Here is a 21,124-nt window from a genome sequence, read left to right as displayed (position 1 = left end):
GCTGGCTTTACTTATATAAATTAACTATCAAACAGAAGCCTTAGTAATAGCGCTCAACTCCTTATTGATAATAAAAGTCTTAGCCCGAATACCAGTAATCCCAAACGACTCTAAGCGCTCGGTATGCTTGGTAAGGTATCTATTAGCGTCCTCTAAATTATCAAACACATATATTCCGCCCGCCTCCTGCGTGTCTGCGTTTTCTGTCCACAGCTTATAGACCAGACCACTCTCGGTCGCGATATCGCTAGCCAAGTCCTTCATTTGCGTATAAAACTCGTCACCAAAAGGACCACTGTACGGAAAATCCATTTGTAAAAGGTATTGCATAATTCGCTCCATTACTTGTTGATGCTCAAGCTTATTACTCTATCATAAAGCATGCTAAACCATATAAAAGGACGATAGCGTTATAGCACTCTATTTAAATACTTGCGCGTAGTTTGCGAGTGAAAAGTCTGTATCAGCTTTGAAGTCCGTATCGGCTGTTTGGGCATGTAGATCGGATGAGCTATCCGGTAAATCCACCCAGTAGCTTTGCGGATGGTTAGCTTGCAAATAATTATATAAATACTGTCTGGTACTATCGACAATCTCATTATCTTTTGGATAGCTTGAGTCAGGCTGCCACTGATTATATATCAGCGCATGTAGGGTCAATGAGCGGCTTTTTATGGACTCAATGCTGAGTAACGTATGGTTAATACTGCCAAGTCTACCCGAGCTAACTAAGACAACAGGATAACCCTGCTCGGCGATATAATCTAGGGTTAGTAACGTATCGGTAATAGGCACCATAAGCCCGCCAGCACCCTCTAACAGTACGATATCATAATCCTTTAGCAGTGCATTGGTCGATGCTGTGATAAGCTTAGGTTCAATCACCCTATGCTCAAGCGCGGATGATAAGTGCGGCGAGGCAGGCTTGCTAAAGACGTAAGGACAACTCGTTCCCTCCTTATCTACTGACTGTAGAGAGATACCCATCATATCTCTATGAGCGACGATATCCTCTGCAATATCAGAGCATCCTGTTTGCACAAGCTTTTGCGTGATGACCTTGTGCCCTTGCTGATGCAGAGCTTTGGCCAACTGCCCTGTCGCTACTGTTTTGCCAATATCGGTATCTATACCACCGATGAATAGTACCGTCATAGTTATTAATCCTTATTTTAAAGCGTATAAAATTTTAGCGTTTTATTGATGACAATATACCGTTAGAATGACTAGCGGCATCATTGTAGTAGCCAAAATCTAGTGACTACTGATGCTAATACTAAAAGCATCAAATAACCTTTAAATTAATGTAGGATTGCTGTTATGACAGGACCCACGCGCGCCCGCGTCAACGATCATTTAGATATGCTCCGTGCTAACGATCAATATCGACAACTTCCTAACATTAAGCATCAAGATCAGTGCATCATCGCTGATAATCAATCCCTGCTAAATATCTCTAGCAATGATTACTTAGGTTTAGGCAATGACACTAGCTTGCAGAGCGAGTTTTTGGCTCAGCTGCAAGCGCTTCCTGCTTCACAGCTACCCAAAATGGGCTCGACCTCCTCACGTTTGCTGACGGGTAATCACGAGCAGTTGCCACTACTAGAAGCAGATTTATTAAACTGGTATCACCTTGCTTTATCAGATGATGAGCGTCAAACCTCAACAAAATCAGTTTTGGTGCTTAACAGTGGCTATCACGCCAATATTGGGATTCTGCCTGCGCTTGCCAAACTGCCCCTTGAGACTTGTATACTATCAGACGACTTGATACACGCAAGTATGATAGATGGTATCCGTCTTATCCGTAGCAAGCAGTGCACTTATAAGCGCTATCGTCACAATGATTTAGCGCATCTGAAAGCTATTATTGACAGCTTAGATAAGTCTGTTGAACGCATTATCATCGTCACCGAAAGTGTCTTTAGTATGGATGGCGATCGCGCGGACTTAAAGGCCTTGGTCAAACTCAAAGCGGGCGATCCCCGAATTGAACTCTATGTCGATGAAGCGCATGCCGTCGGCGTCTTAGGTCAAAATGGACTGGGTTTGAGCGAAGAGACGCAAACCTTAGAGGACATAGATTATCTCGTCGGCACTTTTGGCAAGGCCTTTGCTTCAATAGGCGCTTATATTATATGTGATGAAAAGGTGAGAGAGTGGTTAATCAACCAAATGCGCTCCTTTATCTTTAGCACCGCACTGCCCCCCATTATGCATAGTTGGACCCGCTTTATCGTAGAGAAGATGCCTTCGCTTCACCATTTGCGTACGCACCTAGCGCAGTTATCGACGCAAGTGCGAGACGCTATTGAGTCTACAAGTAGTAGCTCGATTAGCAGCTATCAATCGCCTATTATCCCTTATGTGCTTGGGAGCAACGAGAGTGCGATAAATAAGGCCAAGCAGTTGCGGGACGCTGGGTTCTATGTACTGCCAATCCGCCCACCTACCGTCCCTGTAGGCACAGCGCGCATTCGACTGGTTATGAATGCTAATCTCACAACAGAGGACTGTGACCATTTAATATCGCTCTTATAAAATACTGAAGTTGTTTTTTGCTGTGAACAAAAGATCCTAGTCACTACTTATAGATAAGTACTGGTTAATCACGGCTTTTAATCGATCACATAGTGTGGTGACTTCTGCTTGGGTCATGATGATCGGCGGCATGATATAAATCAGTTTGCCAAAGGGTCTGACCCAAATTCGATTCGTAATGAGCAGTTTTTGAAAAGTAGGCATGTCCACATTGTTATTAAGTTCAATCACGCCTATAGCGCCTAGGGTACGTACATCGGCTACTTGAGGATAGTCTTTGATTGCAGCGAGCTGCGCTTGTAGATATTCCTCTATTTCTCTAGCTCGAGCAGGATAGTCGTTCTCAATGACTAAATTTAGTGAGGCAATAGCTACTGAGCACGCTAGCGGATTGCCCATAAAGGTCGGACCATGCATCAAGGCTGCATAAGGACTACCCGCAATGGTATCAGCGACATCACGCTGGCATAGGGTCGCTGCAAACGTCATATAACCGCCGGTTAGGGCTTTGCCTATGGTCATAATATCTGGTGAGATATGCGCATGCTCACAGGCAAACATTTTACCCGTACGCCCAAACCCTGTGGCGATCTCATCAGCTATCATCAGCACATCGTAGTGACTGCACAACTGACGTATCAGTTGTAAATACTGCGGACTATAAAAACGCATGCCGCCAGCACCTTGCACGATAGGCTCAACGATAAAAGCGGCCATATGAGTATGATTCGTCTCAAAGAACTCAGTCAGCTGCGCGCGCGCACTCTCTGGTATCTCACTGTTAAAGCCATCAATAGGCTTGTCTGTGAATAACTGTACCGGTAGTTGATTGCCATAGATGCTGTGCATGCCGCCAACAGGATCGCAGATGCTCATGGCATGCCAAGTATCACCATAGTATCCAGAACGGGTGGTAGCGATTTTATTTTTCTCGGGTTTGTCCTTAGCGAGCTGATATTGCATGGCCATTTTTAATGACACTTCAACGGCGATGCTACCGCTGTCTGCATAAAAAATAGCATCAAGACCATTAGGGACGATAGAGAGCAGTTTTTTACCTAAATCGATAGCGGGCTGATGGGTAAGACCACCGAACATGACATGAGACATCTTTTGCAATTGCTCGCTGATGGCCTGATTGAGTGCAGGATGATTATAGCCATGAGTACAGGCCCACCACGATGACATACCATCTATGAGGGGTTCGCCCGACTTTGTATACAGATAGACCGCATCACAGCGCTCGATGACCAGATTGGGATAAGCAGGTGGCAGCGAGGTATAGGGGTGCCAAAGATGATGATGATCAAACGCGTCCGTATCCTCAGCATAAGTTGGCGTTTCATCTATAGTATGTAAATTATCGCTCATAAATCCATCAATCGCTTGTAAAAGGGTTATCACAATATAGCGGTAACTGCTTATAAAAGCTATACGCAGCCCCTTACTAAAACAGGGAATTGCTCTATAGACTTTTAGCCCCCAAGCCGTTAGGGTAAATAGCTTATCCTCTATTCCATTATTAGTCTTACTATGCCCGAAATTACCTCTGAGCTTTCTTGTCATTCAAGCTATGCCCCATGGGAAGCTTATCACCGTCCTTACGTACGCGATCTAGCGTTTGTACTCGCCTGCCCTAATGTGCTGACTCAATGGCTTGATTTTGCACCGCATCAAAGCACTCATGAAGTCGAAGTCCATCCCAGTGAGTTTTGGCTGGCGCAATTTGACGCTTATCGTCAGCGTTTGGATGAGCTTGATAGTACTCACGCCTATCAAGATTTGACCCGTTATCTACTTAGTCGGCCAAGTCCCAATCGTTTGGGCTTTCACTTTGAGGGTTTGTTATCATTTTGGTTAGAAGACGGCTTTGCGCGTGGATTGCATCCGTATGAGACACTCGCCAATAACGTGCAGCTATATAATGGCAAGCAGACCGTTGGTGAACTGGATTTAATTCTATATAACCATGAGAAGGGGTTAACTGAGCATTGGGAGCTGGCGATTAAGTTTTTTATGGGTGCGTCGCCGTTTACCCCTGAGCACTGGGTCGGTATCAACTCCAATGATAATCTACAGCGTAAGATGACTTATATGCAGACCAAACAGTTTAGAGTGGTTTTGGTCGATACCGAGGCGCATGGTCGCGTCAAAATCGATAAGCGTTATGGGGTGATTAAGGGGCGCTTTTTTTTGCCAATGGGCACGACTGGTTTTGTCTATCCAGACTGGTTAGAGCCTACCTTTCCTATGCATGAGTGGTGTGATATAAACGATGAGACTAGTCTTGCTAAGCTTAATACTAGCCGTTTGCGGCAAGCGCACTATATCGAATGGTTCACTAAACGCGACTTTTATGATGCTCGTCAACCTCTAGCCACTTGCCTAGAGAACAAAAAACCTAAAGCTGGGTTATATTTTGCCCAAGATTGTCCATTAGTGATTTATCCGCCTGTCATTATTAGCTAAACTAAATTAAGAGCCGTTACCAAGCGTAGCGACCATATAAGCTGATTTCACTACGCTTAGCTTTTTCAGAATCTAAGTCATCAGTCAGCACTTTTATACCGCCGTACTGACTGTCTAACGCCAGTCCCATAGCTTGCGTCTGCGGCTCAATTAATGCGGTAAGTATAAAGGGGGAGCGATTATTATTGAGCAGATAACTCGCTGAGAGTTGATATAAGTCTTGCACCTCATTGGCTTGTCCATGTGCGCCAAGCTGCCAATTATTATCTAGTTGATGCATAAGACTACCCTCAACCCGCCAAGGTAGCGTCTGCGTGACATCCTTCGTCTCAAGCTGACCTTCCAGACTATATAGCGGTCGTCCATTAACATCATAATCAAGCGCATAGCGAGTGCTCGGCATCTCCTTCCAGCGCATACGTCCAAGGACATCATATCCGCGAATATTTAACTGCGTCTTATCTGAGAGCTTACCGGTTAGATTCAAATCAATTGAGTAACCGTAACCTGAAGGATTATCAGGATTCCAGCCTAGATTCTCCTCCCCTAGCGCTGGCTCGTCGTAGTAGTAATAAAGATAAGCATCCGCTTTATCAATAGTATCTCGAATATTATTGAGCTCACTATCTGCTAAAACCCGATTGCTCAAACTCCCGGTAACCTTACCATCTAAAGCATGTAATCCTTGCCAAATATTAGCTTGAGTCGTTAAGTGCCAATCAGAAGCTATAGACTGGGTAAAACCAATATTGGCCCCTACTCTTTCGTTATGCTTAGCCTCCAAAAATAGCGGATAAGATTTACTTGCGGTTGGGTTTTGCTTGTTCTCGTACTGCCAGTAGACTTCTGCCGTCTCCTCACTAAACTCCATCAGATAATCATAGCGCCAAGCTAACCCATAGCTAATAGCGCTGTTGGCAGGTTGTACATTAAGCCCCATCCGTCCTTGTACATAAGCATGCTCACCTGACTCTAAAGGCGCATCCCAATCATCGATAAAAGCGGCGATAGGCTGAGCAGGGCTATCTGCTGTTGCCATAACCTCAAACTCTACTTTGGGTGTTTGCGTTGGTATTTGGCTAGCAAAAATATTGGCGGACAGAAAAGTTGGCGCTCTACTCTCTGAAAGACTAGATTCTTGCGCGATAGCAGATATAGATAAGCTCGACCCTAAGCATATCAATGTCATAGAAGTAATAGAACTATCGAGTCGATAACGAGTTAATGGTTGCCAAGTTGTACGTACAGCTATAAGTAGTCTTGAGGAGATCATGGACGTTCCATAGATGACAAGCGATAGAATTTGGAGAGCAAAAAAAAGAGACAGGCCTTACTGTCTCTTTTTATATCTTCAATCATTTTATAGATTTCAAAACCCTTGAGGGATCATGTTGAATCTATAATCTTATAAAACAATTAAGCTGTTATCGGTAAACTTAGCCGTAATCTTACCGTCATTGTCCATCAGATCACCCAAGTCTTTACCATTAACGATGATATCACCAAGCTTACCATTACTATCGGTAATAAAATCACTATCCTCATCGACATTTAGAGTGATAGAGGCATTATTTTGCTTAATGATAAACTGAGTGCTGACGACGTCGTAGTCATTGTTCAAAGTCGATTTTCCAGTAACAAATAGAGTCTTACCCTTCACGCTGGCAGTTAGGCCTTTAAGCTCAACAGCATTGCGAGCCGTACGCTCAAGCTGGGCTTGGAAGTCAAGTGGAATCGTTAATTTATCATTTTTGGTGACATCGCCTTTGATAGCTAGTAATACTTTCATACCTACAAAATTGCTAGCACTCTCTACAATATTACCCGTACTATCCACAGTGATAAACTTCTTGATATCATCGGCATCAGCAAGAGCATTCAGGGTAAGCGTTACATTAGTTGCTGGATTTTCCTTAATCATCTGACCAGTTAAATCGATCTTGTAAGGTATAGTGCGTACTGCTAAGGTACCGTCGGCAAGCTCTTTGCTAATGTCCATGACTTCAATAGCAAAGTTTCTCGCTTCGATCACGCTATCATTGGCTTCTAATTTTAGCTTACCTAAAGTAATGACGCCTTTTTCGAGAGTGACGCCTGCTGCATTGGCTTCATCAAAATCAAACTCGTCATTGAAAGTGACTTTTTCGCTGAACTGGCCATTGACTGTGGCGCCTTTGGTCGTTGAACTCAATAGTATAGCTTCTTTGCCAGTACCAATTTTAATACTATTAAAACCAAGACTACCCTTAAAATTGTCAGTATTAGTGTTTGAGCTCAAGGCATTTTGATAATCATCGAAACTTAGGTCAAAAGTATCCACGATTATAACTATTTCATCAAACTGACCCGTTTGCGAGTTGTAGTCATACTCATACTCTTCGAGCTCTACCTCAGTGGTTCCGGTTAGAGCAAACTGACCATCTGCATTTAAGGTCGCTAAAAAACCTGCTTTTGGCTCAAGAGAAATATTACCTAAAGCGACTTCAAACTCTTCATCATTAGCTAAAGCCATAATGTTTGCAGCCGTTAGTCTTGAGAGATTGTTCTCTTGCATATAATAAGAAAGATTGTTCGGCACCTCTAAAGCATAGCCAAGCCGATCGTCCTGCTGGTCAGTGATGATGGCACTGGCACCCTCATAAGCTTCAGTGACTGCTTGATTATCACTAACAAACAGCTTAGCGGTACGTATCATCTCTTTAGCTTGCTCAAGATCAGACAGACTATTATCAACAGGAGGCTGAGTGGGAACACCTGGTGTGCCTGAGCCGTTATTAGAAGAAGTATTGCTATCATTATCATCGCCACAAGCGCTCAATGCTAAAGTAGTGGCTAAGGCTAGTACCGAAAGTTTAAAAAATTTCATTGCAATATCCTTAATGTCAGACGCCTTTATCAAAGACTATTCTGATTCAAATTATTTTATATTCCGTATTATAAGTAACCTTAAAGATTTTTATAGAAACGAAACAAAGAAACTAAAGTTCGCTCATTTGTTGCCAGAATATTACAACTAACGGTGAGATTAGTCTACAAGTTTTTGAGAAAATATAATTTTTCTTTGCAATAGTCATCGGCTCATTTCAATCTGATAGTTAGTAGTTCTCAATCACCTGCATAATCTCATATCTGAGCATATCAGCGCTCGGCATACGCTCGGCGTGAAAACGTACGATAGCGATACCTGCACTAGCCAGCGCTTTGTCTTTTTTGTCATCGGCTTTTTGCCGCGATTTGCTGCTATGCGTCCAGTCATCGAGCTCAATAGCCACAAGCGTCGTCTGCATATCGATATCTGTAATGACATAGTCCACACTCTGACGACAAATGCGATTAAACCAAAAGCTACGCTCGCTGGTCTCCTCGCTATTGGCTTCGATAAGACGCGATAATTGCACCTGTACAAAAATATGATACTCAGGCAAGGCGTTTTTGAGCTTATTAAAGAAGATAACTTCGGTATCTGTCATGATGGGAATAGGTGCAAAGGGCCATATAGCCAAATCGTCACCGCGGACCGGCTGCAGTTCTGGATCTACTCTTTTTGCGGTTGACTGCTGTCTAATGACTATGATCAGTCCTAAAAACCCTACTGCTGCGAGCAAAAATATAACACCAAATGACATGGTTGTGCCTTATGAATAAAAAAAGACTAGGCGACCTTTATAGGCCGATAAGTCGTACAAAAACAAATAAAAAGGTGCGAGTAGAATATAGCTCATCGTATATAAATCACTCAAAATCAGCAATTCACAAAACAAAAAACACGACAATGAATGTCGTGTCTTAATATATGATCTTATGCAGTTATGCTTACCAATACAAAACCCAAGCACCAGTGGTGTCGACTTTAGGGTCGCTGTTGACCTTGTCTTTGAGTGCTAACGCGGCAATCTTACCGCGCTCAGGACCAACGACGACGCGTACGCCGCGACTGGTTGCACTGGTTTTGACTTGATAGCCTGCCGACTTGAATTTTTTGGCGACTTCATCCGCCTTGGCTTGATTGCCAGCTAGCGCCACTTGTACCCCAAAGCTGCCTTTGGCGTCTGTCTCTTTGACAGTTTGGCGCGCAGCGCTTAGCTTTTGTTGTGCGTCGCGTTTGGCCTCAGTCGATTTTTTGGCGAGTGCTTCTTCTTTTTGACGTTTCTCTTCGCGTGAGCGTTCGGCAGCGGCGGCTTCACGCTCCAAGCGCTCGATTTGCTTACGCGAGGGAATAGTCAGGGTTTGGCCCAATCGTAGGTCAGTTGAAGGCGCGATGTCGTTCGCTTGTGCTAAAGCGGCAACGGGGACATTGTATTGACGAGCCAGCTTAATCAGACCATCGCCGCGCTTAACCTTATAATCTGTAGGCGATGTCGGTGGCTCACTTTTAGCCTTTTCGGCAGCGGCCCTATCTTCTATTTGCTTTTGACGAGCAGCAGCTTGTTCTTGCTCTTTTTGTTTAGCTTTGGCGTCTGTTTGCGCCTGTTGTTGTGCTTTAGCCTGTTGTTGTGCTTGAGCAAGTCTGGCGGCTTCTTGCGCCTCGGCACGCTTAGCAGCTTCTTGCGCTTGTCGTTCTTGTTGCTGTTGCGCGGCGATAGCGACTTGATTATCAGTTGAAGCTACCTCGCTCGTTGCAGCTATTGTCTGCGGTTGCACAGTAGGCGTTACTAGCGTGGTTTCTTGTACAGGCTCTTGTTCTGGCCCATCATTCTCTGATTCAGCGATATTGTCTCTGTAGCGCTCATTTTCTGCGCGAGCTTTTGCCAGCGCTTGGCTCTCAGCCGTTTCTTGCTCGGCTAAGAACTGCTCAGCGCGCCTCTCTTGCTCAGCGACGCGAGCGGCGCGCTCTTTTTGCTTTTGTGCCAAGAGTCGTTTTTCAGTATCGATATCTGTGGTCAATGGCGCTACTGCTACGGTATCAGGGCTTGCGGTATCAACGATAGCGGTCGTTTGCTCAGGGTTATTGTCGCCGCCTACTTGCTGCACCATAGCGTATAGCATGACGCTACCGCCTACAATCATTCCAATGCCCAATAAGGCTTGTCTCGAAAAGTTCATTCGTTTACGTCTCTTAGTAGGTTTAAGTCCGATTCGTTAGCGTCGCTATTTGTCTGGCTATTCGTTAGCACAAATTTCGGTCACTGTTGACCTCAATCGTCACTGTTTTAACAACGCATACATTATATTAGCTATTTTTTGATTATAGAGTATATTTTTGATGCTGTCTGCTACTAGGCTATGCCAAACAAGAACTACCAAGCAAACTATTTGATGATTATGACCACTTATTCACTATCAGCTATTTAGAACAGCGAGCGACTCCCCTATCGTATGAAAAGAGCCGCAAACAACAATTAGGTCCTGCTCAGTACTCGCCTCAATAACCGCTTGCACAGCCTGTGCTAGGTTTGCAAACTCCTTTATACTATCTGTATCAGCATAAGCTGTCAAAACGCCCTTTAATTGCTCAGTACTGGCAGCACGAGGATAGTCAATCTCGGCGATAAACCACTCACTAATAGGTAAATCAGCTTGCGTCAACTGCTGTACCACGCCTTCAATATCTTTGTCCCCAAGCATAGAAAACAGCATTTTTATCGTGCCGGTTTGAGCACTAGACGTTTTCTGTGCTTGCTCTTGTAGATGCTGTTGCCAAAGCGGTAATAATTGCGCGAGCAAAAACGCAACGCCTTGCTCGTTATGCGCCACATCAAATAACCAATGGCGATTGTCAAGCGTACGATAATCAAAACGTCCTGCTAACTTTACAGTTTGTAGCGCTTGCTTGATAGCAGCACTATCGACTTTTAATGGACTGGCTAACACAGCAGACAACGCATTAGCAGTATTGGTAAGTGATAGCGCTGAGCGCGGTAGCTCGAGCGTGACAGCGGCATTACTGTACTGCCATCTTTGGATATCCAGATTGCGATAGCCAAAATCTTGCTCGGCTTGATAGCAAGTAATATCCTGCTCATCAATGAGCTTCCTGACGCTATTTGGCATCTCATATGCACCATATATTAAAGGGATGCCTTGACGTAAAATGCCTGCTTTTTCGCGGCCAATGTCCTCAGTATTGTCCCCTAGCCAATCGATATGATCGATACTGATGTTGGTAATAACCGCTAAGTCTGGGTCTATGATATTAACCACATCTAAGCGCCCACCGAGTCCGACCTCTAATACCCAAACATCGCAGTCCGCGTTCGCAAATATCAATAAGGCAGCCAAGGTCGTCATCTCAAAAAACGATAACGTCAGCTCACAAGCCAAGCGGGCGCGCTCAACACTATTAAAAGCGTCAATCAAAGTCTCATCGCTGACCATCTCGCCATTAATACGGACGCGCTCATTAAATACGCTCAGATGCGGCGACTGGTACAGCGCGGTTTTGTACCCTGCTGCCTGAGTCATCGCCGCGATAACTGCTGTCGTTGAGCCTTTGCCATTGGTGCCAGCGACAGTAAACACATAAGCGTCGTCTTTCGCCGATTGTACAACGCCTAAATACTGTGCCACAGGCAGTACCCGTGATAGCCCCATGTCTATGGCTGAGACATGAATATGCTGCATATAATTCAGCCACTCGGTGAGACTGGCGGTGCTATCTGGCGTGGCTGGACTGGGCTGGGATGCGCTAGAGACGGACATAGTAGAACCTACATTAACCTTTATAAGGTGACACAAAATTAGACAGCCGTAAATGACTTACGGTGATTTACAGCAACTGGCTAGGCAGTGTATAACATGGATACCAAAAACCAAACCTAAAAAAATAGCACTCATCGCCTATGCACGATAAATGCTATCTCTATATAAGTATAACCCAGCTGATATTTTAGCTTAAGCATCTACATTAGGCTTGTGACACATCTTTGCCAGCAAACGATAGATAGTATCTATCATCTGATGACGGTGCACGACCTCATCGACCACGCCATGCTCAAGTAAGAACTCAGCACGCTGGAATGGCTCCTCTAGCGTCTCGCGCACCGTCTGCTCAATGACGCGCTTACCTGCAAAGCCAATCATCGCTTTGGGTTCAGCCAGATGAATATCGCCTAGCATAGCAAGAGATGCAGTTACCCCGCCATAGACTGGATTGGTCAATACTACAATATAAGGAATGCCCGCGATTCTCAAGCGCTCAATCGCGGCTGCCGTACGTGCCATCTGCATGAGCGATAGCAAGCCCTCTTGCATACGTGCGCCGCCAGATGCGGCAAAACATACTAAAGATTTACGCTCTGCCAATGATTTTTCAGCCGCCTGTACAAAGCGATCGCCGACCACAGAGCCCATCGAGCCGCCCATAAAACGAAAGTCAAAAGCACAAGCCACCAGATCGATATTACGCAGTTTGCCATACATGACGATTAATGCTTCACTCTCCCCAGTCTTAGCTTGCGCTTCATCCATACGCTTAGGATAAGGCTTGCTATCGACGAAGCGTAAGGGGTCTTTTGCAGTAAATTCCTGCCCAAGCTCACCGTCTACTTGCTCCAAAAACCACTGCAAGCGCTCGCGTGCAGTCATCGTCAAATGATGCTCACAGTGCGGACAGACGTAGCAGTTGAATATCAGCGCGGTATTAGTAATTTTGGAGTGACAATTGCTGCATTGAGTTGACGGCTCTGTCTCTACCGCAGAAAGCGTTGGCGTCAATTGATGCTTGACCCCAGGTACCGGCCTGTCAAACCACGTACTAGGCTTGGTCATACCATCATTGGTAGCATCTGGTTTTTCTATCGTATCAGTCATAGTATTGGCCCTTATCCTAGGCTATTTGACAAGTCTACTCATAAACTTGCCGCTAATCGTTAAGTGTCGTTGCAATAATCCCTCATGTAGCATCATAACTTTGATAGTTATAGGCTTGACAATCATATATGCACAGGCTTAGTTTACACACGTAAACTAAATTTAGCAAAGCCAATCGGGTTTGCTGTTCTTTAGCCAAAATAACGTCGATGAGTCCGATTTATTGTTAATACGATTTAGCCGTTCATGCACTTAGACTGTCGAGTGCGGCGCGCAATTCATCCATCTTGGTCATAATACGCTGCTGTGCTGCTGCCACTGCCGTACTGTCGTTAGCATCTATATCGGCAAAGTTCTGTACTAGCGCACTACCGACAATAATACCATCAGCATGAGCACCAATCGCTTTGGCGGAAACGCCGTCACGGATACCAAAACCAACGCAGACAGGTAGATCGGTCTCTGCTTTGATCGCTTGTACTTGAGTGGCAACATCATCGGTATCAAGTGTGGCAGAGCCTGTCACCCCTTTGAGCGAGACATAGTAAATATAGCCGCCACAATGGGTCAGTACTTGCTCACGGCGCTCAGGCAAAGTGGTGGGCGATAGTAAAAAAATCTCGTTAATTGCATTATCCGTTAGATGCTGAGTAAAGCTACCCGCCTCCGCTGGTGGCAAGTCGACCATCAAGATACCATCAACGCCTGATTGCTCACAAAGCGCGACAAATTTGTCATAACCGATAATCTCAACAGGATTGAGATACCCCATTAAGATAATCGGCGTTTGCGTGTTTGTCTTACGAAACTCACCTACCATCTGTAGCGCTTCGCGAGTACTCGTGCCTGCCGCTAGTGCCCGCTCACCTGCCAAGGCAACCGTTGGGCCATCTGCCATCGGATCAGAGAACGGCAAACCCACTTCTATCATATCTGCGCCATGCTTGACGAGATCATGAAGCAAGCTGACAAAGTTGCTCGGATTAGGATCGCCTGCCATTACATAAGGGATGAGGGCTTTTTTGTTTTGTGATTTTAGGGTGTCAAAGGTGCTTTCAATTCGGGTCATAGGGGTCTCTAAATATAATCAGTGCGGCTTTAATCAAAGGGCCGCTATTAACAGCCCTTTTCTGATAGTTACTTGCTAATAGTTATTGAAGTATGGGACTAAAACTCAATCCCTTCTGCGCTCATTACCGAATGCAAATCCTTATCACCACGACCTGACATATTGACGACGATGGTTTGATCTGGGGTCATGGTTTTAGCAAGCTCTAGTGCATAGTAGCAAGCATGAGCGGTCTCAAGTGCTGGGATGATACCTTCTTTGCGCGTCACTTCATGAAAGCCCTTTAATGCCTCTTTGTCCGTACAGCCGACATATTCTACGCGGTGCATATCTTTTAAGAAGCTGTGCTCAGGGCCAACGCCTGGGTAGTCGAGACCTGCTGAGATAGAATGCGTTTCTTGGATTTGTCCATCGTCATCTGCCATAAGATACGTGCGGTTGCCGTGCAATACCCCAATACGACCTGCCGCAAGTGGCGCAGAATGGCGACCTGATTCAATACCATCACCTGTGGCCTCGACGCCGTACATTTTGACGTCAGTATCGTTGAGAAAGTCAAAGAACAAACCGATAGCGTTTGAACCGCCACCAACGCAAGCGACTAGAGCATCAGGTAACTTGCCCGTTTGTTGCAAATGCTGAACGCGCGTCTCTTTACCGATGATCGCCTGAAAATCACGTACCAAGAGCGGATAAGGATGCGGACCTGCGACCGTGCCAATGATGTAATAAGTGGTATCGACGTTGGTGACCCAATCGCGCATCGCCTCGTTCATCGCGTCTTTGAGCGTACGTGAGCCTGAGGTAACAGGGACAACAGTGGTGCCCAATAAACGCATACGATAGACGTTCATCTTTTGACGCTCAACGTCGTCTGCACCCATATAGACGATACATTCTAGTCCCAAACGCGCGGCGATCGTCGCTGTCGCGACCCCATGCTGACCTGCGCCTGTCTCAGCGATAATACGTTTTTTACCGCTCATCTTGGCAAGGAGTGCTTGCCCGATAGTGTTGTTTACTTTGTGTGCGCCAGTGTGATTTAAGTCTTCACGCTTAAAATAAATTTGCGCGCCGCCGATCTCATCGCTTAGACGCTTGGCGTGGTATAGCGGCGTAGGACGACCAACGTAATTGACTAGGTCGTTATGATACTCCTCCCAAAATGCGGGATCGGCTTTGACTCTAGTATATAGCGTCTCAAGCTCTTCAAGCGCCGCCATTAGCGTCTCAGAGACAAAGCGGCCGCCATGTACACCAAAATGTCCGCGAGCATCAGGGTATTGGTTAAAATCTTGTACGCCTTCTGGATTGGCAATCGTTTCTGCTAAATTAGTTGCGAGCTGACTCATGATATTTCCTACTTAATATGGGAGGTTTTAAAATAGATAGTGTTGCTAATAACTTGAAGTTCGCTTACAGCGTCTCGTTTTGCCATCGATCACGCTTGACCGCTTTTATAAATCCGCGCATTTTTGCTGTATTTTTTTTGCCTTTTGCAGACTCTATACCACCGCTGACATCAACTGCATAGATAGGTAGCTTATGAGTTGCGGTGACGTTTTTTTCATCTAGTCCACCTGCCAAAATAATGGGCAAGGCACTCTTGGGCGGTATTAAGTCCCAGTCAAAATGATCACCAGTACCGCCGTATTTTTGCGGATGATAGGCATCGAGCAAAATACTACTTGCGCCAGCATCAGCAAAAGCGTCAATCTGAGATTTTACGCTATCTTGTGTCTCTTGCTCAGCATTAATGCGTAAAGCTTTTATCCAGCGCTTGCTTACGCTAGCAGCGAGCGCCTGACACTGCTCGGCAGACTCGTCACCGTGAAACTGGATAATATCAAAGGATACTTGCCCCGCTAACTGCATAAGCTCATCCTTTGACATATTAACAACTAACGCCACTACGCTCACAAAGGCGGGAATAGCGCGAGTCAAGGTTTGCGCTTGCTCTATCGTTACCGCGCGCGGGCTTGGTGGATAAAACACCAGACCCACAGCATCCACTCCCAACTCTATTGCAGCATGAATATCATCAAGACGAGTAAACCCACAAAACTTAACGTGCATGAGATGACCTTTAAACACCAAAAAGGGTTAATTAGGAGGCGAAAACTAAACACTTATTGTCGAAGAAATTATCATCAGAAATGATGATGATTTGTTACCTGTTGGGCAAATCAATTGCATCCAAAAACTTATCCTAGCATACTTTTATGCATCGTTTTGTTTATGATTAGGATAAGGAAAGCTAAATGGCAAATAATGACAATAAGGCTGAAAAAGACAAGGGGCGCACGCCGCACTATTTGATGTGGTTTCGCCGTGATTTGCGTATACATGATAACACTGCATTAGCCGCACTTTGTGAGCAGGCTGACGATAATGACGCGTCAGTAACAGCCGTTTATTTTTATACCCCTGAGCAGTGGCACACTCATGATATGTCACTAGCGCAAGTGGATCATATCGCCCGCACTCTGCCTATTTTGGTGCATGACTTGCGCAAAGATTTTAATATCACGCTACAAGTCTATGCCTGCGCGCATTTCGATGACAGTATCGCAGCGCTCCTTGAGTTTTGTGAAAAAGAAAAAATCAGTTGCCTCATGGCCAACCATGAATACGAAGGGCGCGAGATCGCTCGGGATGAAGCATTAGCCAAGCAGCTCGCTGAGCTAGACATTGAGTTTATACGTCATCATGACCAGTGTATATTGCCGCCGCAAAGCATCACTACCAATGATAGTGACACGATGTACAAAGTGTTTACGCCGTTTTACAAAAAGTGGCGTCATACCTTAGAAGTCAGTCAGCTTGAGAGTCACAACGCGGTGGTGGTAAAGAGTAATAATGAGACGACTGATGCACTCATTAATCTTACGTCAGTAGATAGCAGCGCAAGCACACTCAAAGACATCGAAGAGCTAAGTGCTCAGATCGTACAAGACTATCAAGCGGCATTAGATAAAAACGCCGCTTATCAACATATCGACTATAGCGCGCAGTTAGAGCAAGCACGCGAGCACTACCCTGCTGGCGAGGCCGCAGCACGCGCGCGATTAGAGCAATTTACAAGCGATGATATCAATAATTACAACGTCAGCCGTGACAAGCCTATTTTGCAAGGCACTAGCCACATGTCAGCCTATCTCACCATCGGCAGCATTAGTCCTAGAGAGTGCTACCTACAGGCGGTAAAAGCGCAAGACAAATTACATGGCAATGATGGCGACAATGAAGACATCAATCGCTGGATTAGTGAGCTGGCATGGCGCGATTTTTATCGTCATGTATTAACTGTCAAACCTGAACTGATCCGCCACAAAGCCTACAAAGAAGAGACCGACGCCAAGATTAACTGGTCATACAACGAAGAGGACTTTGAGGCATGGTGCATGGGCAAGACAGGCGTACCCTTCGTTGATGCCGCGATGCGTAGCTTAAATGCCAATGGCTTTATGCACAACCGCTTGCGTATGGTCACGGCAATGTTTTTGACCAAGGATTTATTAATTGATTGGCGCTGGGGTGAGCGCTACTTTATGAGTCAACTTGTCGATGGTGACTTTGCCTCTAATAACGGCGGCTGGCAATGGAGCGCTTCAACGGGTACTGACTCTGCTCCTTACTTTCGTATTATGAATCCCTTTAGCCAAGGCAAAAGCCATGATCCTAAAGCGCTATTTAGCAAGACTTGGCTACCTGAGCTCAAAGACGTTCCTGCCAGCATATTGCATGATGAGAATAAACTTCGTAAAGCACTGACCAAAGGCGGCGACTTTGCCGATATTGACTACCCGGCTCCTATGGTCGATCATAAAGAAGCGAGGCAGTTGGCTATCGCAGAGTTTAAAAAAGAGTAAGAAAATTGACCTATGTCCTCAAGATAGAACACTATGAATTATAAAGGTTGACTGATGTCACTCTTAGGCATGTCATTTTTAACAGAAGATTCTATGATACGTGTTTTAATAGTATACAGAGCGTAAGCGAAAAAGATAAAACTGATAATAACTAATATCCAGTTCGATATCGAAAGCGACCCTGTCCACTTAGGGCGCTTGCTGAACTTACGTTTTGGGTTTACAGAAGATCGGTCATCAGGATTTGTCATATGCGTCACCTTTGTATCGTCTCGTATACCATTATAACAGTGTTGATATTTATAAGCTTATCATGAATAACAAATAAGCCTTACTTTTTAATATAATATAAGCCATACCTAATAAAAAGTATGAGTTATAGACCGATATATCTCTTGTGGTGAACTGACTATAAAATAAGCTTACGAAGACAATTTTTTTGAATAACGGTATGTTCTTTAGGCTGTAGACGCTGGCAGACGACATGCGCCCGCGCCTTGTGTGGTAACCGTCACAGTAGCGCCCGTTAGAGCAAAGAGCTGCTGCAATTGAGATTGGGCGTTATCAAGAGCGATGGTCATAACATCACCGCGGCAAGCCTTCTCTAACACTTCTGTCTTGCCCATCTTTTGCGCTTGCTCAAAAATTCTAGGATCAACCTGCGTCATACCAAAGACGCCAGCTTGCCAGTCATAGATTTCGATATCGTCTAAATATACTGAGAATATCTCAGACTGCGGCAAGGTGATATCAATCTTTGGCATCAATACGGCAGGATTACTACCTAAGTTTGCGTCATCTTCAGTAGCACTCTCAAACGCTGCAATGTCCTCGGCGCTAGGCTGGGTCACTCGTACCATATCAGGTGTCAAATTAGCCAGATCGACGCCTGCCTCAACGCGGCCACGAACGATAAATAGCCCCTTTTGCTCATCAGTCCAAAGCTTCTGCCAGCTACCCTCGCGCTGACTGGTGATGACCGTATCTACGCTAAAGCCAACCGTTTGCAAGCGATTGAGCTGCTGGATCTGCGTTACCACCCCTTCGCGTGTGATGGTCTCGATAGGCTCGTCTTCTACTTGATTTTGCACCATATAAAAAGCGGCGAGTAAAGCAAGCAGACCTATTATTAACAAAAGCCACGAGGTTTTAGCTATCTTGGTTTTAGGCTTGGTCGAGAGTCGATTGTCAGACGCTGGCATGGCGATATCCTTTTAGGGGTCATGGGCTTAAAGACGATTGAATCATAGATGATCAGCGCATAAGCGAAGACTGCGTTTGTGAATAGGAGATGGGATATAAATGATACCGTCAGAGCCGCACTTCAAGTTATGGCTACCAATTGCTACACATAAGCCTTGCTCAAGACGCCTTTTAGTACGGTAATTTAAGCCATATTTCAACTATCATTAGCCTTTTTTATCTCTATATTGAGCAAAAGCTAAAAAGTCATTGCGTCTAGCTCAAACTTTACCTAACATAGTCTGATTGTGCTGGTGAATACTATCCTGGCCTCTACTCCTATTTTGCGCTTGTAGTCCTTTACCCTGCACCGCGCTACTTATTTATTCTTTATAAAAGATAAGGTTTCGCTTTATTTATGAAAGCCAGTCAGTTTTTATTTGCCACCCTAAAAGAAACGCCAAGCGATGCTGACATCGCCTCAAGCCAGTTAATGGTTCGCGCCGGTCTTATTCGCAAAATCGCCTCTGGACTCTATATTTGGTTACCTATGGGTCTGCGTATCTTGCAAAAGGTCGAAAAAATCGTGCGCGAAGAGATGCAAAGTATCGGCGCGCAAGAAGTGCTTATGCCGATGACTCAACCTGCTGAGCTCTGGCAGATCACTGGGCGTTTTGAAGACTATGGCCCTGAGCTACTGCGCTTCAAAGATCGCCACGATCGTGATTTTGTCTTAGGGCCAACGCACGAAGAGGTCATCACCAATCTAGCTCAAGGCGAACTGCGTAGTTATAAGCAGCTGCCTATTAGCTTCTTTCAGATTCAAAATAAGTTTCGTGATGAGATACGTCCGCGCTTTGGCGTGATGCGTGCGCGCGAATTTACTATGAAAGATGCTTACTCTTTTCATATCGATCAGGCCTCACTAGCAAAAACCTACCATGATATGTATGACGCTTATACTCGTATCTTTACCCGTTTGGGTTTGGACTTTCGCGCAGTGCAAGCGGACACTGGCTCTATCGGCGGTTTTGCCTCGCATGAATTTCATGTCTTAGCTGATAGTGGGGAGGATGATATTGCCTTCTCTGATTCTTCTGATTACGCAGCTAACGTGGAGCTGGCCGAATCAGTCAGTACTGCTGAGCGCCGGCCACCGACACAGGCGCGTGAAGACGTACTAACAGAGAATATGACGACTTGTAAAATGGTCGCAGAGCATTTAGATATTGAGCTTGCCACTACCGTCAAAACCTTGATCGTTCATGGTCATAAAGAAGACGATACCCCGCAACTTATCGCTATTATCTTGCGCGGCGATCATCAATTAAATACCGTAAAAGCGGAGAAGATAGAAGAAGCGAATGTACCACTAACTTTGGCCTCTGATGAAGAGTTAAAAGCGGCAGGCCTTCACAAAGGCTATATCGGCGTTGATTTAGATATGCCAGTATTTGTCGATCGCGCGGCAGCTACTTTGTCAGATTTTGTCTCTGGTGCTAACGAGATTAATAAGCATACTATCGGTATGAACTGGGCGCGTGACGCTAGTATCACCCGCATCGTTGATGTGCGTAATGTCAAGGAAGGCGATCCATCACCCGATGGTAAAGGAGTGCTCAAGATCAAACGTGGTATCGAAGTCGGCCATATCTTCCAGCTGGGTGATAAATACTCGCAAGCCATGGGCTGCACGGTCTCTGGCGAAGATGGTAAGCCTGTCACCTTAATGATGGGCTGCTATGGTATTGGTGTCAGCCGCATTATTGCTGCCGCTATTGAGCAAAATAATGATGAAAACGGTATTATGTGGCCACAAACCCCAAGCGTGACTGATTCAATTGCGCCATTTGAAGTCGCTATCGTACCGATGAAGTCCAAAGAAGATACGGTGATGCAAACCGCGACAGCGCTCTATGAAGAGCTTAAAGCGCAAGGCGTCAATGTATTACTCGACGATCGAAACGAACGCCCAGGCGTTAAGTTTGCGGATTTGGAGCTGATCGGTATCCCGCATCGTATCGTCGTCTCCGATCGCAACTTGGCAGAGAATAAATTTGAGTACGTCAATCGCCGCGATAGCGAAAAGCAGATGCTAAGTCGTGACGAGGTATTGGCTAAAGTGATCAGCAAATAGGTCAAGCTCTAAAATTAAGCTTCAATATCGGTCAATAAAAAAGCGCCTATCTTACATTTTTGAATGTGTAAGATAGGCGCTTTTTTGTGGGTCATTTAAATC

At 45.3% G+C, this 21,124-nt stretch carries 17 protein-coding genes; 4 read left to right on the top strand and 13 right to left on the bottom strand.

Translation table 11 applies throughout. The features are described 5' to 3' along the window. Positions 1 to 27: 27 nt before the first annotated feature. Together ACR64J_RS02700 and bioD are read right to left on the bottom strand one after the other, a co-directional pair. Complete coding sequence (locus ACR64J_RS02700) at positions 28 to 330, bottom strand: monooxygenase (RefSeq protein WP_435950349.1); 303 nt, start codon at positions 328 to 330, stop codon at positions 28 to 30. A gap of 90 nt (positions 331 to 420) precedes the next feature. Continuing rightward, a complete protein-coding gene (bioD, locus tag ACR64J_RS02695; RefSeq protein WP_435950348.1) occupies positions 421 to 1,155 on the bottom strand; it encodes a dethiobiotin synthase in 735 nt (244 codons plus the stop codon). 165 nt (positions 1,156 to 1,320) lie between these two features. Here bioD and ACR64J_RS02690 point away from each other — a divergent pair, with 165 nt between their 5' ends. Next, a complete protein-coding gene (locus tag ACR64J_RS02690) occupies positions 1,321 to 2,544 on the top strand; it encodes an 8-amino-7-oxononanoate synthase (protein ID WP_435950347.1) in 1,224 nt (407 codons plus the stop codon). Between the two features lie 36 nt (positions 2,545 to 2,580). Here ACR64J_RS02690 and bioA read toward each other — a convergent pair whose 3' ends face one another. Further along, positions 2,581 to 3,915 (bottom strand): adenosylmethionine--8-amino-7-oxononanoate transaminase, encoded by a 1,335-nt coding sequence (gene bioA / locus ACR64J_RS02685; RefSeq protein WP_435950346.1) that lies wholly within the window; start codon positions 3,913 to 3,915, stop codon positions 2,581 to 2,583. Between the two features lie 162 nt (positions 3,916 to 4,077). Here bioA and ACR64J_RS02680 point away from each other — a divergent pair, with 162 nt between their 5' ends. Then, a complete protein-coding gene (locus tag ACR64J_RS02680; RefSeq protein WP_435950345.1) occupies positions 4,078 to 5,013 on the top strand; it encodes a DUF1853 family protein in 936 nt (311 codons plus the stop codon). 16 nt (positions 5,014 to 5,029) lie between these two features. On the opposite strand, the gene ACR64J_RS02675 is transcribed toward ACR64J_RS02680, so the two are convergent. From ACR64J_RS02675 to ACR64J_RS02635, 9 genes are all read right to left on the bottom strand, one after another. After that, positions 5,030 to 6,286, bottom strand: coding sequence for a hypothetical protein (locus ACR64J_RS02675; RefSeq protein ID WP_435950344.1), 1,257 nt, complete (start codon positions 6,284 to 6,286; stop codon positions 5,030 to 5,032). Positions 6,287 to 6,418: 132 nt separating this feature from the next. After that, the gene (locus ACR64J_RS02670) at positions 6,419 to 7,879 is read right to left on the bottom strand and encodes a hypothetical protein (protein WP_435950343.1); all 1,461 of its coding nucleotides are present in this window, start codon (positions 7,877 to 7,879) and stop codon (positions 6,419 to 6,421) included. 229 nt (positions 7,880 to 8,108) lie between these two features. Further along, positions 8,109 to 8,639 (bottom strand): DUF2726 domain-containing protein, encoded by a 531-nt coding sequence (locus ACR64J_RS02665; protein WP_435950342.1) that lies wholly within the window; start codon positions 8,637 to 8,639, stop codon positions 8,109 to 8,111. 187 nt (positions 8,640 to 8,826) lie between these two features. Further along, on the bottom strand, positions 8,827 to 10,056 hold the full coding sequence (locus ACR64J_RS02660; protein ID WP_435950341.1) for an SPOR and LysM peptidoglycan-binding domain-containing protein: 1,230 nt from the start codon (positions 10,054 to 10,056) through the stop codon (positions 8,827 to 8,829). Positions 10,057 to 10,293: 237 nt separating this feature from the next. Then, a complete protein-coding gene (folC, locus tag ACR64J_RS02655) occupies positions 10,294 to 11,652 on the bottom strand; it encodes a bifunctional tetrahydrofolate synthase/dihydrofolate synthase (protein ID WP_435950340.1) in 1,359 nt (452 codons plus the stop codon). 192 nt (positions 11,653 to 11,844) lie between these two features. Further along, positions 11,845 to 12,720, bottom strand: coding sequence for an acetyl-CoA carboxylase, carboxyltransferase subunit beta (accD, locus tag ACR64J_RS02650; protein ID WP_435951010.1), 876 nt, complete (start codon positions 12,718 to 12,720; stop codon positions 11,845 to 11,847). Positions 12,721 to 13,006: 286 nt separating this feature from the next. After that, on the bottom strand, positions 13,007 to 13,831 hold the full coding sequence (gene trpA, locus ACR64J_RS02645; RefSeq protein WP_435950339.1) for a tryptophan synthase subunit alpha: 825 nt from the start codon (positions 13,829 to 13,831) through the stop codon (positions 13,007 to 13,009). Between the two features lie 98 nt (positions 13,832 to 13,929). Beyond that, a complete protein-coding gene (gene trpB, locus ACR64J_RS02640) occupies positions 13,930 to 15,183 on the bottom strand; it encodes a tryptophan synthase subunit beta (protein ID WP_435950338.1) in 1,254 nt (417 codons plus the stop codon). Between the two features lie 64 nt (positions 15,184 to 15,247). After that, positions 15,248 to 15,907, bottom strand: coding sequence for a phosphoribosylanthranilate isomerase (locus tag ACR64J_RS02635; RefSeq protein ID WP_435950337.1), 660 nt, complete (start codon positions 15,905 to 15,907; stop codon positions 15,248 to 15,250). A 185-nt stretch (positions 15,908 to 16,092) separates the two neighbouring features. On the opposite strand from ACR64J_RS02635, the gene ACR64J_RS02630 reads away from it, so the two are divergent. After that, the gene (locus ACR64J_RS02630; RefSeq protein ID WP_435950336.1) at positions 16,093 to 17,703 is read left to right on the top strand and encodes a cryptochrome/photolyase family protein; all 1,611 of its coding nucleotides are present in this window, start codon (positions 16,093 to 16,095) and stop codon (positions 17,701 to 17,703) included. A 458-nt stretch (positions 17,704 to 18,161) separates the two neighbouring features. Here ACR64J_RS02630 and ACR64J_RS02625 read toward each other — a convergent pair whose 3' ends face one another. Beyond that, on the bottom strand, positions 18,162 to 18,905 hold the full coding sequence (locus tag ACR64J_RS02625; protein ID WP_435950335.1) for a DUF4230 domain-containing protein: 744 nt from the start codon (positions 18,903 to 18,905) through the stop codon (positions 18,162 to 18,164). Between the two features lie 398 nt (positions 18,906 to 19,303). Here ACR64J_RS02625 and ACR64J_RS02620 point away from each other — a divergent pair, with 398 nt between their 5' ends. Next, positions 19,304 to 21,022: a proline--tRNA ligase gene (locus tag ACR64J_RS02620; protein ID WP_317200847.1), complete on the top strand. Its 1,719-nt coding sequence runs from the start codon at positions 19,304 to 19,306 to the stop codon at positions 21,020 to 21,022. The last annotated feature ends 102 nt before the right edge of the window (positions 21,023 to 21,124 follow it).

Origin of the sequence: Psychrobacter sp. DM8 (assembly GCF_051307025.1) — a bacterium.
Lineage (GTDB): Bacteria > Pseudomonadota > Gammaproteobacteria > Pseudomonadales > Moraxellaceae > Psychrobacter.
Note: the sequence above shows the minus strand (reverse complement) of the source record. Positions and strands in the feature narration are given on the sequence as shown.

Bases quoted from the DNA above. Each gene is read 5' to 3' on its own strand.
- ACR64J_RS02665 (WP_435950342.1), bottom strand. From the start codon at position 8,639: ATGTCATTTGGTGTTATATTTTTGCTCGCAGCAGTAGGGTTTTTAGGA.
- ACR64J_RS02635 (WP_435950337.1), bottom strand. From the start codon at position 15,907: ATGCACGTTAAGTTTTGTGGGTTTACTCGTCTTGATGATATTCATGCT.
- folC (WP_435950340.1), bottom strand. From the start codon at position 11,652: ATGTCCGTCTCTAGCGCATCCCAGCCCAGTCCAGCCACGCCAGATAGC.
- ACR64J_RS02620 (WP_317200847.1), top strand. From the start codon at position 19,304: ATGAAAGCCAGTCAGTTTTTATTTGCCACCCTAAAAGAAACGCCAAGC.
- trpA (WP_435950339.1), bottom strand. From the start codon at position 13,831: ATGACCCGAATTGAAAGCACCTTTGACACCCTAAAATCACAAAACAAA.
- accD (WP_435951010.1), bottom strand. From the start codon at position 12,720: ATGACCAAGCCTAGTACGTGGTTTGACAGGCCGGTACCTGGGGTCAAG.
- ACR64J_RS02700 (WP_435950349.1), bottom strand. From the start codon at position 330: ATGCAATACCTTTTACAAATGGATTTTCCGTACAGTGGTCCTTTTGGT.
- ACR64J_RS02625 (WP_435950335.1), bottom strand. From the start codon at position 18,905: ATGCCAGCGTCTGACAATCGACTCTCGACCAAGCCTAAAACCAAGATA.
- bioD (WP_435950348.1), bottom strand. From the start codon at position 1,155: ATGACGGTACTATTCATCGGTGGTATAGATACCGATATTGGCAAAACA.
- ACR64J_RS02675 (WP_435950344.1), bottom strand. From the start codon at position 6,286: ATGATCTCCTCAAGACTACTTATAGCTGTACGTACAACTTGGCAACCA.
- ACR64J_RS02660 (WP_435950341.1), bottom strand. From the start codon at position 10,056: ATGAACTTTTCGAGACAAGCCTTATTGGGCATTGGAATGATTGTAGGC.
- ACR64J_RS02630 (WP_435950336.1), top strand. From the start codon at position 16,093: ATGGCAAATAATGACAATAAGGCTGAAAAAGACAAGGGGCGCACGCCG.
- ACR64J_RS02690 (WP_435950347.1), top strand. From the start codon at position 1,321: ATGACAGGACCCACGCGCGCCCGCGTCAACGATCATTTAGATATGCTC.
- trpB (WP_435950338.1), bottom strand. From the start codon at position 15,183: ATGAGTCAGCTCGCAACTAATTTAGCAGAAACGATTGCCAATCCAGAA.
- ACR64J_RS02670 (WP_435950343.1), bottom strand. From the start codon at position 7,879: ATGAAATTTTTTAAACTTTCGGTACTAGCCTTAGCCACTACTTTAGCA.
- bioA (WP_435950346.1), bottom strand. From the start codon at position 3,915: ATGAGCGATAATTTACATACTATAGATGAAACGCCAACTTATGCTGAG.
- ACR64J_RS02680 (WP_435950345.1), top strand. From the start codon at position 4,078: ATGCCCGAAATTACCTCTGAGCTTTCTTGTCATTCAAGCTATGCCCCA.